This is a genomic window from Methylosinus sp. shoA (assembly GCF_059718125.1).
Genome location: NZ_AP046091.1, coordinates 2,435,787 through 2,450,073, shown reverse-complemented (window position 1 = coordinate 2,450,073; position 14,287 = coordinate 2,435,787). Strand labels below are relative to the sequence as shown.

Sequence of the window (14,287 nt, the reverse complement as noted above, 5' to 3'; positions counted from 1 at the left end):
TCGCAACGAGAATCATCGCCGCTGTCATGCAGAAAATCCACTCAAGCTACTGTCCGAATTTCCGGGGCCGGCTCTCCCCTCGTAGCCGCCCGCTCGATGCCGGTCAGCGCTCTGCTTCAGATATGGGAATCCGCCACGCTTTATCGAATCGCCATGCTCGGACGACGCTCTAGTAATGAGCGGACGCTACACAAGCCGATAGCGGCGCAACAAACGGACAGTCCCCCAAGCAATGAGCATGGCTGGCAGGAGCAGCTGCAGGAGACGCATCAACATGTCTGACAGAATTTGCCCTGATGCCTCCTCCTGCCAAGCAAAATGCGGCATTTCAGCGAAATCGGTTTCGGTAACGGCCAGCCCGGATAGCACCCGTGGCTCAAAATACGCCCGCCAAGCCTCATGGAAGGTATCGATCTGCGTCTTGAAATGGAGATGCCGCCGCGAGCCGGTACCGCTGAGTCCGGTGATCCCTTCATAGGCCACGATAGCCGGCGAGAGGAAACCCCAGCGGTTGACCAGTTTCTGTTGCCCGGCAACCTGGCTTTCAAAGCGATCGAGCAGATCCTTGATCTTGGTATCCACATCTTTGCTCATCAGATAGAAGGCACGCAGTCGTTCCGGCACGGCCAGCTTGCCATCCTTGGGGACAAGCAACTCAGGTTCCGTGGTATAGCGGTAGTCCGTAACCAGCAGATCGTTGTAGCGGTTCATTCCTGCGATGGTGACCAAACGAGTACGCGTGGCCAGCTCGACCCTTGACGGAGCAGGACTCGCAATTGCGACGAGAAGATTGACGACAACAGGAACAATCAAGGTCAAGACAACCCAGGATACCACCAGCAACAAGGCATTGTTGGCGGACGAAGAGCCCAGGCCATTGACCAGGGCGGCCAAGGCAAACCAGAACATGCCATAGGCAATCACAATCAGGACCCATCCCGCCAATAGGGGAAGCGAATCCAGTTGCCTGGCAGGTGGAAAGAACACCAGGAGCGCAAAGAGCGGGATCAGGGAGGCACCAGCGAGAAGCGGCAAGGCTCTCGCCAACAGCTTCCCGGCCAGCAGCGAGGCCGGGGAGAGCGGATTGGACAGCACCAGTTTCAACGTTCCCTGCTCTCGTTCAGCGGACAGCAAGTTGTAACTGAGGGCGATAACGAGCAGCGGCAGCAGATAGATAATGACGAATACGGCATCCAACCGGCCACTCAACAGGTTCCAGGGATTCTCGATTTCCCCGTCGTACATGAAGGTGGCCTTGTTGTCGTAGCTGATCTTGTAATGATCTGGAAGCATGTCCGATTGCCCCAGCGCAAGCGGCGCCAGCGGAAGGGCCGGCATGATTGCATAGCGGGCGGCCAAGCCATAGCCGACACTGGCCGGATCGGCCGGATTGGAAAAAGGATCAGGCGTTTCCTCGCCGGCCAGAATCCGGCGCAACAAGGAAATGTTGTCCGTCTCCACGCGTTTCTCCTGGATCTGCAGCGTGGCGTGGGTATGCATTCGGTCATTCGTTGCTGCAATCCCGTTGTAGAGTCCGTAGCCGAGCACGGCGAAGAGAATGCCCAACGTCAGCCAGAGACTTCGGTCGGCAAGCAGGAGACGCCATTCATGGCGAAACACGAGGGCAAAAAGCTGGTAGTTCGATTTCATGGCAATCCCCCTCAAACCCGACGCGGCACGGAGAGCCAGGCCAGCGCCGCAGATATCAGCAATCCCGCGCACAGGATGACCAGGCTCCGGATATTGGCCGGCAGCACCACTTCCAATGTCGGCATGCGGTAATTGAACGGCGGAACCTTTGCCCACAGGCTGGTTTCGGACTTGTAAGCAAAATGCTGGTTGCCCAGCGGATCGGCGTGATGCACGAGATCATCGCTGATCAGGTCCTGCATGATGCGACGCTGCCGCTCCGCCGCGATCGAGAATTCACGATGCGCGGAAAAATCGGCGCCGGCGATACCCATCGAGAACGAACGCAGCGCCAGAACCGGAAAAACCAGGCCACTCCACTCCTGCAATCGCCGCTGATCGTCAAAACTGCCCCATAATTCGCTGAAATGCCGCTCGAAAACGCCGTAGCCGGCATGGTCGTCGACCTGCAGCGCTTCGCCCCAGCGGTTGAGGGGCAACTCGGCGCCCCAGCGCTTCTTGACGCCGAAAGCAGCCTGCCAAGCGACGGCATATCCCTGGCTCAGATCAGCGTCGAGGCTATTATTGAATTCCACCCGACTGGGCGTCGGATACCAGCGATCCGCCAGATCCGAGACCGCCCGGGGCGCCAGGACGATTCCCGCGATCCAGAACGCGAGAAGCATCATCAGCGCAATGCGCGATGTCGGCGCCCGCCCGGACACGGCGAGGGTGGCGAAGACGAAGATGCCAAGATATATCGCGTAGCCGAAGAACAAGATCGCTAGCCGCAACAAGGTGTCTCCCTGCAACGCAGGATCGAGACCGACAATCGCAATGACCGCTGTGAAGAGGCCCGTCGGCACAAGCAGCAGCGCCAGTGCGGACGACAAAGCCAGCGCCTTGCCGAAGAGCAGTCGATGTGGCGAGACGCCAAGACTCATCAACTGGCGCAGCGTCCCTTGCTCGCGCTCGCCGGCAAAGGCATTGAAGCCCAGCACGATGACCAGCAAGGGGCCCAGCACCTGCAGAACCCAAGCGACCGTGAGATTGCCGAAACGCTGCAAACCAGTCGCATCCTGGGCGGGCACGAACTTCACATCGCTCTGGCGATGTGCCTGCAGCCACTGTGTTGATCCGACGTACGGCGTTATCCCGGTATCGACGACCGTGAGGGGGGCCTCCGGCTTGAAAACGTGCATCCCTTGGTGAGCGGCATCGTGCGGGTGCCGCTCCTTCTGACCGATCCAGTCGTCGTAATCCAGTTGTTGTGCGGCTGCACGCTCCGCATTGGCTGTGCGCTGCTGCTGCCCACCGACAAGCAGCGCCGTCAGCAAAAGGATCAGGACGATTCCGCCAGCCCAAAGCAGACGCCGATCGCGTAGATACTCCTTGAGTTCACGCCCAGCGATAAGCCCGATCATTGCACCGTCCTCATATGTTCAAGATAGGTGGCCTCCAGTTGATCGTGGCTGACCGATTGGCTCTCAAACTCGGCAAGCAGCTGTCCTTGCCGCATGATGCCGATACGGGTAGCTGTCTGCTTGGCATGAAAGAGATCATGGGTGGTGGTCAACACGGCGACGCCTTGGTCGGCCGCCTTGCGAAGCAGGAGGGAAAATTCGTTGGCGGCGCTGGGATCGAGCCCGGAGGTCGGCTCGTCCAGCAGCAGTGCTTTGGCGCCCTTGGCCAAGGCAATGGCAATGCCCACCTTCTGGCGCATTCCTTTCGAATAGCTGGATACGCGTCGCGTTGCCGCCGAGGGATCCAGGCCGGCCTGCACTAGCAGCGAGAGCAACAGTTCGCAGGGAAGGCGGCGTCCTGTGGCCAAGGCGGCGAAATATTCGAGGTTTTCGATCCCGGTGAGAACCCCGTAGAGCATCACCTGCTCGGGAATGTAGGCAATGTCTTTCTTGCTCTTCAAAGGGTGCTGATCAACTCTCAGCCCATTTACCAGAACGCTGCCGCCAGCAGGCGTGATAAATCCCAGAAACGCATTGATCAACGTGGTCTTGCCAGCGCCATTCGCCCCCAGCAGGCAATAGATATCCCCGGGGCGGACATTGAGCGTCAAAGATAGAAGGGCAACAGTATCGCCGTATGTGACGTACAGCTCAGCGGTTTGCAGCATGGGGTCTCGATCCTTTCGTGGGCTCGTTGGAGGGCCAACGCATCTCTGTTTAGAATTCGTTGTTTCCGCAGGCATTTAATCGGAAGACCGGCATCCATTTTTCCGAAATCCTGCTCAGGCAACGGATCGGGTCAAAACCCCGGCGGCCGAACCCGCGGCGACGCGAGCGTCACAATCGCCGTGGGTGCGGACGGGCGGCGGCTCATCATCGATCCGACGACGGCGGACACTCCGACTTCTGCGGGCGCGCGACAAATTCTCGACGCCATTCGCGAGCATCGGCCGTTCGACCGGACTCTTCAGAACCGCGCCGATACGGAGAATGCAAAAGTCCTCGGCGCGCCCAGAAGCGGCTGCTTCAAAGTGGAAATGCTCTGCACATACTCCGTGTCGAACAGGTTGTTGATGCGGAAGGCGGCGTCGAGATTGCTGTCGATGTGGTAGATCGCGCTGACATCCGTCAGAACATATCCATTGAGAAACAGTGTGTTGCCGTAGTTGCCCGCGCGCTCGCCGACATAGTGGAGATTGAGCCCGAGATCGAGCGGCAAATCCGCCACGCCCGAATAGAGGGTCCACAAATTCGCGGTCCATGTCGGAATATTCAGCGGCCTGTTCCCGGAGGCGTCGACGCCCGTCCACTGGTCGATGAATGAACCGTAGCGTGCAAACGTATATGCGGCATTGAGGTTCACCCGCCATTGCGGCATCAAAAAGAAATTCGTCGCGAATTCGACGCCGCGCGACATTTGACTGCCGATGTTCGAAACGCTGTTTTGGGACGTCTGGCTGAGAATATTCGACCGACGGATGTCATAGAGCGCCAGGGTCGCCTCGATCTGTCCGTCGTCGAGCGACGCCTTGGCGCCGACCTCGCCTTGCCGCGAGCTGCTGAGATTGAAATTCTCATTGGCGTTGGCGTAGAAATAGGCCGATCCGACCGGATCCTGCGCGGTCGTAAATTGACCGAACAAGCCGAACTCCTTGGTCAGGTCGTATATGGCGCCGGCTCGCAAGTTGAACGGGTGATAGTTTCGGCGAAAGCTCGTCGCGGCGTTGAATGTCCCGTCCTGATTGTAGTTCGGCCGGTCGAGGCGCTCGAACTCATAGCGCGCGCCCGTGACCAATCGCAAATTCGGAAGAAGCTGGAGGCTGTCCTCGAAGAGTCCGGCATAGCGATCCAGTCTCGCATAGGTTCGCCGAGCCGGCCACAGGCCCGGAAAATTCCCCAGCGTTCCGACATTGGGATTCCAGGCGTCCACATAATCGGCGTAGTAGGCGTCGGGATATGCGGCGTCGCGAGCGAAGTGAATCGAGCTGACTTCGGTGCCGACCAATGCGCGGTTGGGCAGGCCGAAGAGATCGTGATCGAGGGTCGCGGTGAGAACATTGCCGTAATTGTGCTGATAATGAAAAACATGAAACCGGTCCCGCGCGATCGACCCGGCGGGAATCGGATTCCCGAACGCGTCGGTCGCGCCATTGTCGAGGCCTATAAAGGTGGATGAATACACGTCGAGCCAGTCGCGATCCGCGAAGAAATAATAGGCCGTATCCTTGATCGTGAGATTGCTCGTCGGGCGCCAGGTCGTGACGATCGTCGGCATGAACTGGCTCGATTTTTCGAGGGCGTCGGCGGCGTTGTAATTCTTGTAGCGCATCGTCCGATCGATCACGAGGCCTTCCCGGGACGTGATCAACCCCGACATCGGGGAGCGAGCATAGGCCGCGGGAATGAGCGGCGTTCCATAGTAGCGGCTCAATTCGTCCTGCATATAGTCGATGCCGAGCTTGACGTCGAAATCCTCCTGTGGCTTCCAGAGCAGGCTGGCGGTCACATTGAACGAGCTCGGCGTCGAGTTCTCTACGAAACCCTGCGCGAAATTGCGGCTGAGGTCGAGGCGCGCCGCGAGCTGATCATTGATCTGCGTCGTCGCGCCGACTCCGAGATTGACCGTATTGAACCGGCCGACGTCGAGGAAGGAGTGGGACGAGCCGATGAAGGCTTCTCCTCGGGTCGGACCGAACTCGGGCTCTTTCGTGCGAACATCGACGACGCCGCCGATCGCGCCTTGACCATAAAGAACCGATGCAGGGCCCTTGAGCACCTCGACGCTTTCAAGGTTGAAGGTGTTGTATAGACGATCGGTGAAATCCGACGGGCCGAGATAGAGGCCGTTGCGCAGCACGGTGATTTGCGAGTCGGTGAAGCCTCTGATGGAATACGACATCGGCGTACCCGGATTGCTGCCGAAGGTCACGCCCGGGAAGGTCCTGATGACCTCGTGCACCTGCTGCAGGCCGCGCTCCCGCATCTCGTTCTGGTTCATCGAATAGACTGTCGCGGGCGTCTGACGCTGCGTCAGCCCGAGTCGGCTCGCCGTCGGCGCAGGCGTGTTCAGCGTCGTCCGCGCCGAGGGGTCGTTGCGATCGCCGCGGCCGTGACCGGCCGAAGCGCGACCGCTTTCTCCCTCCTGCGCTCCGATCTCGATCGTCGGCAGCGCCTCTGGCCCGGCGTCGCTGCGCACGCCGTCGTTCTGCGCGAGAATGATCGACACCGCTTTCTCGTCCGGGCCGCCGAAGCGATAGGTGAGTGCCGTGCCCTCGAGCAGATGATCGAGCCCCTCGCGGATCGAGAAGGCCCTGACCAGCCCCGACCTGCGCAGCGCGCGCGTCACCCGCGCGTCAAAGGACAGATGCAGCTCGTTCCTCACCGCGAAGGCGTTGAGCGCGGGCGCCACAGGCCCGGCCGGACTGTCGTGGACCATCGCGGCGCCGCTGTGCTCTTGCGGCGAGAGCGACGCCTGCGCCGGCGCCACTCCAAACGCAAAGGCGCCGATCGCCATCGCCGCAACTGTCGAACTCATCTCCGCACCCTCGTGACGCAGACCCTTCTTCGCCATCGCTGCTTCCCTTCGATATGTGATAGGTGCCAGGGGCGCTCTCCGGCCCCCATGACGCCCTCGACGGCTGCGTCGAATTCGGAGTGTCGATCTTCAGTACCTGAATTGCAGACCCAATGAGACCGATCGCGGCTCGCCCCGGAACAGCGCTCCATTCGACGTAAAGTTCGCCCGATCCATCAGATTGGAGGCATTGACCTCGAGCTTCATCCTCCTTCGGCGGCTATTTCGATTTCAGGCAGCGATTCCTGCGCGAAAGCGCCGAGCGACGAGAGGGCGGCGAGCGAAAGGCAAGCCGCGGCATGGTTCGTCTGCGGTACAAATTCGTTTCGCGATGATCCTACGTCGAAGGCGCGAGGAATAAGTGCGCATATCAGTTCTACCTCACAAGGATGTGGCGGATCGGACTTTCCGGTTCCAATCCGTCACGAAATTCTGACGACATTCGCGGATCAGTGTGATCGGTCGTGTCGTCGATCGCGAGGAGCAGACGGCCAATTCCCGTTCCGGCGATCGGTGGCGACCGATGCGGCAATCCGGGACATTCGAGCGTGGCGGTCTTGCCGCCGCGCAGGACGGCGATCCAACCTCGCTCGAGCTGCCGGATAGCGTCCGAAGGAGGCGCTTCGCACATCGGCGGAGTCGCGAGAGCGGAAGGCTCTATCCATTGCGTCCCCGGTCCGCGATAAGTGGTAACAAGCCGAAAGCGGACATTATCGACGTGGAATTTGCGACAAGCGTCGTCGGTGATCGTTTCGAGTCTCACGAGAAGCCGTTGCGCCCGCGCCAGCTCTCGAAACATTCGGGCCAGATAGAGGATGTCCTTCACGAGCCAATCGGCGAGCCATTTCTCGAAATCGGCGTTCGCCAATCCTTGCCAGACAGCGTGCTCCAATGTTTCGGCGTCGCTCGTGACGCGCAGGTTCGGCAAGCTTGCGATCGGGGCCGCATCGAGAGCAGTCGCGACGAGCGGCTCCAATGTTCGTGGAATGAGGCTGATCGACCACAAGCGGCGTCGGCTGCGCGACAGGCGGAGCGCCGTCGGGCATGCGGAACGCCCCCCGAGCGAAAGGTACACGATTTGTCGGTCAGGCCGCATCTGCTCGCTCCCAGACCGGGAAGGGATCACGAAGCGAGCGATAATCGTCGGGATCGAAGCGCTTCATTCTGTCCGATCCGACGAGGCAGGCGTCGAGCGCCGCCCGTATCGCGGCCTCGTTCATGCCGACGCCGATAAAGACGAGCTCCTGCCGCCGATCTCCCCAGATCTTGTGCCAATTACGATCGAAGAGCCTCTTCCATTCCGGATGGTCTGGCCAATGCTTCTTAGGGACGGCGGCCCACCAATAGCCCATCGCCGTGACGCGCGCGATCGCGCCGGCGAGCGAAAACTCGCCGACCCAATTGGGCCGTGTGGCGAGCCAGAAGTGTCCTTTCGCTCGGATGAGACCCGGCCATGTCTCATTGACGAATGCGTTGAATTTGTCCGGGTGGAACGGTCGCCGCGCGCGGTAGACGAAGCTCTGGATGCCGTATTCCTCCGTTTCTGGAACATGCTCGTCGGAACTGTATAGTTCCTTGTGCCAGAGAGGATGGCATTGCGCCTTCTCCTCGTCGAATAGACGCGTGTCGAGAATGGCGTCGAGCGGGGCTTGTCCGAAATCCGCCTGGACGATGCGCGCGTCGGCGTTGAGCGATTTCACGACTTTGCGCACGAGCGCGAGATGGTCGGGCGAAACCTCCGAGGCCTTGTTGACGACGACGACATCGGCGAACTCGATCTGCTCCACCAATAGATCGACGAGCGTGCGTTCGTCTCCTTCTCCGGCCGTCTCCCCACGGTCGCGCAGGAAATCGTTGGACCCATAGTCTTTGAGAAGACTGATGGCGTCGACGACGGTGACCATCGTGTCGAGCCGGGCGACATCGGAGAGGCTCGCGCCATTTTCATCGCGAAAGGAGAAGGTGCTCGCCACCGGAAGCGGTTCGGCGATCCCGGTGCTCTCGATCAGCAGATAGTCGAACCGATTTTCCTCGCAGAGGCGCCGGACCTCTTCGAGCAAGTCGTCGCGCAGGGTGCAGCAGATGCAGCCATTGGTCATTTCGACGAGCTTCTCGTCCGTCCGCGAGAGGCCGGCGCCGCCATCGCGCACGAGGTCTGCGTCGATATTGACCTCGCTCATATCATTGACGATGACCGCCACCCGCCATCCCTCGCGGTTGTTGAGGACGTGGTTCAGGAGCGTCGTCTTGCCGGCGCCGAGGAAGCCCGACAGGACGGTAACGGGAAGGCGGCGGTCGGAGCGTTCTCGTTTGATCATGGCGGCCTACACAGTGATATGTTATAACATAACACTTTACTCACGGCTCATTCCGGCGTCAAGAGCTGGGTCGGTCAAGGCGCGCAGCGCCGCGGCCGGCATCTGCTTGCGCCCCAGCTTCTTGCGCAGAACCACCCCTCGGCGGCGTCGACGCCGTGCAGATGAAAGAAATGTTTCGACGTATCCATGCCGATGCGAATCTTGTTCACGGACGGCTCCCTCGATCGAGATATCAACAACGCTGAGATCCAACTCATTCTCCTTCCTAAGTAATGCACCACACGCGATCAATCCGATCGGGGCGCCCCTCGAGAAGCGAAGCCGAACCTCGAATCTGGAAACCTTCAGTACCTAAATTGTAGACCCAATGAGATCGATCGCGGCTCGCCCCTGAACAGCGCGCCATTCGACGTAAAGTTCGCCCGATCCGTCAGATTGGACGCATTGACTTCGAGCTTCATCTTATCATTGACGCGATAGCTCAGCGACACTCCGAGCATCTGCTGCGACGCCACGGTAAATCCATATGTGTTCGGAAGAGTCGCCTGAGCACGGCTTGCGTAATAATAGCTGGCTCCGATCGCGAGGCCGGCAAACGGACCAAAATCGAAGTCGTAGTTCGCAGAAACGCTATACACGCGTCGCGGCGCGCCCAAAAGATCACTCCCCAGCTGGGACCGCGAATTCGAGTCCTTCGATACCATCGCGTGGACGAAGGTCGCCACCCCTTCGATGCGTAAATTCGGAATCAATTCGGCGCTGGCATTCAATTCCACCCCGTGACTGTGCTGCTGCCCCGTGACGATCGAGTAAAATCCCGACGGGTTAGACGGATCGACGATCGCGACATGGTCGCGGGTGACATCGAATAGGCCAATTCCGAATATGAGCTTATGATCTGGAAACTCCTGTTTCAGTCCGAACTCGTATTGTGTATCTCGTTGCGGAGCGGGCGCGTCACCCCCCGCAGGCGAACGCCCGTATTCGGAATGAGAGACTGTCCGAACGCAGCGAATAAATGCGTGCTGTTCCAGGGACGATAGAGAATCCCGCCTCTGGGCGAAAAATACCCTTTTCTTCCCTTGCTCAATCCAATCGCCGGCTCGCCCGCCAGAACGCCGAAAGGATCGAACATTCGTTCTCGCTGGCTCAGAAGATCATAACGGCCGCCGACCATCAATCGCCAATGATCATCGAAATCGATCATGTCCTGCCCGAACACAGATTGACTCCACGCACGCGCGACGCCATTGGCCCAGTACGCTCCGTCATAGTTCACGGCGACAGGATAGATCGGGCGAAAAATATCGATCGCAGCTAGCGCCTCCCGGCCGATCTTGTGATCGTAGGCATAAAAATAGTCCCAGTGCTCTGCGCCGACAAACACTGAATGTCGCCAGGAGCCTGTCCAAAAGTCGCCATCCAGGCCAACCTGCGCGGCGAAGCTACGTATGGAATAATGAGTCCGCGCCGGTTGTCCCAACGTGAGGGACCGCGAGCCATCATAGCCCCACCCGAGGAACCAACCGTAGCGCGTCGATCGAAGATAGTAGTCTAAATTCATACGACCGCGCCAATGTTCGTTGAACGAGTGTTCGAAAGACGCTGCAATATCATCGTAGAATGGAGTCTCATTTTCATTGGCCGGCACGCCGCCATAAAACTCGCGCGGAACGTGGAAAAAAAGCGGATCCGCGGGGACGCCGTCACGATAGACGAGCCTCGAAGCGTTGTGCTCTGCACGCAAGCTCCATCGATCGCCCCTCTCATCGGTAAACGCCAACTTCGGCGCAATGTCGAATCCGCGCGACCGAACGAAATCAACGAAACTATCCGTCGACTGCATCGAGCCTGTCACCCGAAGCAACAGCTTTTTCTCATTGTCGAGCGGCGTATTGCTGTCCAAGGTCAGACGCCGCAGCCCAAATGATCCGACCGATATATTTGCCGCCGTGAAGTCCTCTTCCGCGGGAGCCTTGATGATATAATTGGCCGTACCTCCATACCCGCCGACGGCCTTTCCATACAACATCGAGCTCGGTCCTTTGTAGAACTCCACATGGTCAACCGTCGAAAGATCCACCTCCTGAGAGGTGAACCCATGCGCCACGCCGTCGAACAACGCCAGTCCGTTCGGAAAGCCTCTCATGACGAAATTTGGGGAGTAACCGGAGTCCGATGACGGCCCGTTGATAAACACTCCCACCGTGTCCTTGCCGAGATCTCGCGCTTTGACAGATTTATCGTTTCCAGGCGAATCGCGCAGCTGCTCCCTCCGATCTGCCGTCCCGCGATCGCCAGAATCCTGCTCCGCCATCGCGTTTCCGACGATCATCGTTTGTGTGATTATGATCGCTATTTTGCGGATGACCCGAGATCGCAGCTCGTCGGAACTCATGTAAGATACTCGCCCTGCTCATCGAATGCGCGACGTCGATAGCCGATTGGGGTCAGATCCGCGCGAGCATCGGCAAAGCTCCCAGAAACGCGAGATCCCGTGACCTCAACGACGACAACGGCAATGAGACGGCCGGCGCCGGACGGAATAAGCGGTGTTTCGTCGTCTTGGGAGGAAATAGCCGTCCCTGGCGAGCCCGCGCGATGATATCTTCTGGAACGGCGCTATGACCCTCTCTCATGCTGATGACAGAAACCATGTCATAAGACAGCATGAGGCACGGCACGACCGTCAGAGCCATCGTCAATGCGACGGCTCGCCGATGATGCCCATCCATCACCACTAGGCTGTCTCGATCGACGTACAAGAGCGTCGTCCAAACGCCTTCCTGCGCGATCGACTTCCCGAGCTCGACGACATTGTCGTCGACGGTCTCCTCGTGCGGAAGAAGCCGCGCTGGATTTATGAAAACAGGCATGAACTCATTCATCTCGCGCGTCCTGCAGAAGCCAAGAAAATCGACGATGCCCTTCGACCTCGACGTTGAAGATCTGCGCGATAACGCGGCGCCTACGGATCCAATTCGCCCAATCCAAGCACAGCTGTCTCGAGCGAATGATGTCCGTCGCTCGCGCTATCGAATTGGAAGACGTGCGTTCGTCGCGTTCGCGGAGGCAGCAGCATGTCCGTCAGCTCCTCGCAGACCCTCGGCTCATCCAGCGCGTGGGATCGAATCCAACTGTCGTCGAACACCGTATTCAAATACTTCTCTCCGCCGTCGCACACTATCGCGACGATCAGCTTACCCTCGAGAAGCTCCCTCGCCCGTCGCAAGGCGCGATAGATCACGCCACCTGCCGATCCCCCCACGAGAACCGCATGATGGCGAGCAAGATATCGCGCCGTTCCGAAGGCTTGCGCGTCGGAGACTTTTTCTCCTTCGTCGATCACGCTGTAGTCGATGACCGCGCCGATTTCTGCTCCTGCCGGTGTCCCGGTGCCCGATTGGTGGTACGGCGCTCCGACGCCGCCGAAAATGACGGATCCCTCGGGCTCCACGCCGACGACCACGAGTTCTGGAATCCGCGTCTTCAGCGCACGGGCCGTTCCGCACAGAGAGCCCCCCGTTCCCACAGCTCCGAAAAGGTGTGTAAGATTGGGCCCCAAATTCGCAAAGAGTTCGTCGGCGAGCTCCCGATAGCCGTTGGCGTTGGCCGGATTATTATGTTGCTGCGTCCAATAGGCGCCGGTCTCGATCGAGATCCGCTCCGCCATCGCATCGCGATCCGCAGTCGCCAGTCCACCGGTGTCGTCACCCACATAAACGAGCTCCGCGCCGAATGCTTGCATCGCGCGCAATTTGTCGACGCTCGCGTGACGATCCACGACCGCCGTGAACTGGTAGCCGCGCTCCGCGGCGATGAGCGCCAATCCCATCCCAGTGTTCCCGGACGTCGACTCTACGATCCGACCGCCGGGGCGAAGCTTTCCTGACGCTTCCGCTTCGTCGATCATTCGACGCGCCATGCGGATCTTCGCCGAACCCGTCGGATTGAACTGTTCGAGCTTCAGCAGGAGACGCGCTCCCGAACCCTTCAACGGCATTTCGAAGAGCGGTGATCTTCCGACGAGTTCAGATATGGATGACTTTATAAGTCCATCGTGATGGTACGACAACATGACGACATCTCGGTTCATATCGAATTGATCAAATCTTTTCCTCGACGAATCCTGCGGCCACGGTTCTGTCATGGTCCCGCGAAAGCGGCGGGATACGCGCCGTAGCTCTAGCGAGCGCGTCCACGAATGTGTCATTGTCTCCACGTTCGCCGATCGTGACACGCACAAAAGACTCGAAGCCGGCTTCCTTCCAACCCTTCACAATGACACCGTCTTTCTGGAGCTCTTTCGTGACGAGGTCAGACGGTCGCCCGGTGTCGACGAACAAAAAATTCGCGAGCGATGGCGCCACGACGAACTCTTCCTCCCGTAGACGACAGGTCAGATAGCGTCGCTCCACGTCGATGAGATCGATGGTCTGCCGTAAATGTTGCTCATCTTCGAGCGCTGCGATCGCCGCCCGTTGCGCGAGATGATTGACGTTGTACGGCGTGCGCACGCGGTCGAGCGCATCGACGACGCTCGAATGAGAGGCGGCTCCATAGCCGACGCGCAACCCCGCCAGTCCATATGCCTTCGAGAAGGTCCTGAGAACGATCCAAACTCTCGATTGTGCTCGCAGCTCTTCCAGAGAATCGGGAAAAGAAAGAGAGCCTTTGGCGAATTCGAAATAGGCTTCGTCGATCACCAAAACGACGTCTCTCGAGGCGGAGTTTATGACGAAACGGAACTCGTCCTTCGTGAGCGCAACACCGAGCGGGTTCGACGGATTACAGAGCATGATCATCTTCGTCGGCGACGAGAGCGCGCGTTCCCACGCTGACGCGTCGAACGAAAAGTCGTGCCTAGGCCGAACTTTGTCGACATACGCGCCCATCATCATCGGAAAAATTTCATGCAAGCCGAAACAGGGCGGCTGCGTGACGACGCGATCGCCGGGGCTGAGAAAGGCCTGGCAGAGCAACTCCAAGATATTTTCGGAACCATTTCCGATGATGATGCGATCCTTGGGGACATCGAGGCGAGCGGCCAAAGCCTTCCGCAGAGAATTCGCCGCCGGGTCCGGATATTTTCCGCAATCGAAAATCTCCTGGGCGAGCGCAGCCATCGCTAGCGGGGAGATTCCCAAAGGATTCTCGTTGTTCGATAGTTTCGTGACTTTCGATACTCCGGACTCGGCCTTCACCACTGTCGGATCGGCGCCCGGATCGTAAGGGGGGAGCGCCGTGACCTCGGGGCGCACGAGAGATTTGCACAATTCAGAAACAAGGGTATACCGCATCAC

At 59.2% G+C, this 14,287-nt stretch carries 12 protein-coding genes; all 12 read right to left on the bottom strand.

Annotation, left to right across the window (positions count from 1 at the left end):
- Positions 1 to 186: 186 nt before the first annotated feature.
- Positions 187 to 1,650, bottom strand: a complete 1,464-nt coding sequence (locus tag AC6IW9_RS11065; protein ID WP_497763817.1) for a DUF3526 domain-containing protein — start codon at positions 1,648 to 1,650, stop codon at positions 187 to 189.
- Positions 1,651 to 1,661: 11 nt separating this feature from the next.
- Positions 1,662 to 3,053: an ABC transporter permease subunit gene (locus tag AC6IW9_RS11060; protein ID WP_497763816.1), complete on the bottom strand. Its 1,392-nt coding sequence runs from the start codon at positions 3,051 to 3,053 to the stop codon at positions 1,662 to 1,664.
- The gene (locus tag AC6IW9_RS11055; RefSeq protein ID WP_497763815.1) at positions 3,050 to 3,760 is read right to left on the bottom strand and encodes an ABC transporter ATP-binding protein; all 711 of its coding nucleotides are present in this window, start codon (positions 3,758 to 3,760) and stop codon (positions 3,050 to 3,052) included. Before AC6IW9_RS11055 ends, AC6IW9_RS11060 begins: the two co-directional genes overlap by 4 nt.
- 299 nt (positions 3,761 to 4,059) lie before the next feature.
- Positions 4,060 to 6,627: a TonB-dependent receptor domain-containing protein gene (locus AC6IW9_RS11050; RefSeq protein ID WP_497763814.1), complete on the bottom strand. Its 2,568-nt coding sequence runs from the start codon at positions 6,625 to 6,627 to the stop codon at positions 4,060 to 4,062.
- 415 nt (positions 6,628 to 7,042) lie between these two features.
- Positions 7,043 to 7,672 carry a DUF1826 domain-containing protein gene (locus tag AC6IW9_RS11045; protein ID WP_497763813.1) on the bottom strand — a complete coding sequence of 210 codons (630 nt, stop codon included), beginning with the start codon at positions 7,670 to 7,672 and terminating at the stop codon, positions 7,043 to 7,045.
- A 79-nt stretch (positions 7,673 to 7,751) separates the two neighbouring features.
- Positions 7,752 to 8,984, bottom strand: a complete 1,233-nt coding sequence (gene zigA / locus AC6IW9_RS11040; RefSeq protein WP_497763812.1) for a zinc metallochaperone GTPase ZigA — start codon at positions 8,982 to 8,984, stop codon at positions 7,752 to 7,754.
- Positions 8,985 to 9,058: 74 nt separating this feature from the next.
- Positions 9,059 to 9,193, bottom strand: coding sequence for a hypothetical protein (locus AC6IW9_RS11035; RefSeq protein WP_497772593.1), 135 nt, complete (start codon positions 9,191 to 9,193; stop codon positions 9,059 to 9,061).
- A gap of 135 nt (positions 9,194 to 9,328) precedes the next feature.
- On the bottom strand, positions 9,329 to 9,901 hold the full coding sequence (locus AC6IW9_RS11030; RefSeq protein WP_497772499.1) for a TonB-dependent receptor domain-containing protein: 573 nt from the start codon (positions 9,899 to 9,901) through the stop codon (positions 9,329 to 9,331).
- Positions 9,898 to 11,382, bottom strand: a complete 1,485-nt coding sequence (locus AC6IW9_RS11025; RefSeq protein ID WP_497763811.1) for a TonB-dependent receptor — start codon at positions 11,380 to 11,382, stop codon at positions 9,898 to 9,900. The genes AC6IW9_RS11030 and AC6IW9_RS11025 overlap by 4 nt, the downstream gene beginning before the upstream one ends.
- 52 nt (positions 11,383 to 11,434) lie before the next feature.
- Positions 11,435 to 11,872, bottom strand: a complete 438-nt coding sequence (locus AC6IW9_RS11020; protein ID WP_497763810.1) for a ParB N-terminal domain-containing protein — start codon at positions 11,870 to 11,872, stop codon at positions 11,435 to 11,437.
- 80 nt (positions 11,873 to 11,952) lie between these two features.
- A complete protein-coding gene (locus AC6IW9_RS11015; protein ID WP_497772498.1) occupies positions 11,953 to 13,062 on the bottom strand; it encodes a PLP-dependent cysteine synthase family protein in 1,110 nt (369 codons plus the stop codon).
- 28 nt (positions 13,063 to 13,090) lie between these two features.
- On the bottom strand, positions 13,091 to 14,284 hold the full coding sequence (gene hisC, locus AC6IW9_RS11010) for a histidinol-phosphate transaminase (RefSeq protein ID WP_497763809.1): 1,194 nt from the start codon (positions 14,282 to 14,284) through the stop codon (positions 13,091 to 13,093).
- Between the last annotated feature and the right edge of the window lie 3 nt (positions 14,285 to 14,287).

Coding starts and splice junctions, on each gene's coding strand:
- AC6IW9_RS11065 (WP_497763817.1), bottom strand. CDS start 1,650: ATGAAATCGAACTACCAGCTTTTTGCCCTCGTGTTTCGCCATGAATGG.
- AC6IW9_RS11060 (WP_497763816.1), bottom strand. CDS start 3,053: ATGATCGGGCTTATCGCTGGGCGTGAACTCAAGGAGTATCTACGCGAT.
- AC6IW9_RS11055 (WP_497763815.1), bottom strand. CDS start 3,760: ATGCTGCAAACCGCTGAGCTGTACGTCACATACGGCGATACTGTTGCC.
- AC6IW9_RS11050 (WP_497763814.1), bottom strand. CDS start 6,627: ATGAGTTCGACAGTTGCGGCGATGGCGATCGGCGCCTTTGCGTTTGGA.
- zigA (WP_497763812.1), bottom strand. CDS start 8,984: ATGATCAAACGAGAACGCTCCGACCGCCGCCTTCCCGTTACCGTCCTG.
- AC6IW9_RS11025 (WP_497763811.1), bottom strand. CDS start 11,382: ATGAGTTCCGACGAGCTGCGATCTCGGGTCATCCGCAAAATAGCGATC.
- AC6IW9_RS11020 (WP_497763810.1), bottom strand. CDS start 11,872: ATGAATGAGTTCATGCCTGTTTTCATAAATCCAGCGCGGCTTCTTCCG.
- AC6IW9_RS11015 (WP_497772498.1), bottom strand. CDS start 13,062: ATGTTGTCGTACCATCACGATGGACTTATAAAGTCATCCATATCTGAA.
- hisC (WP_497763809.1), bottom strand. CDS start 14,284: ATGCGGTATACCCTTGTTTCTGAATTGTGCAAATCTCTCGTGCGCCCC.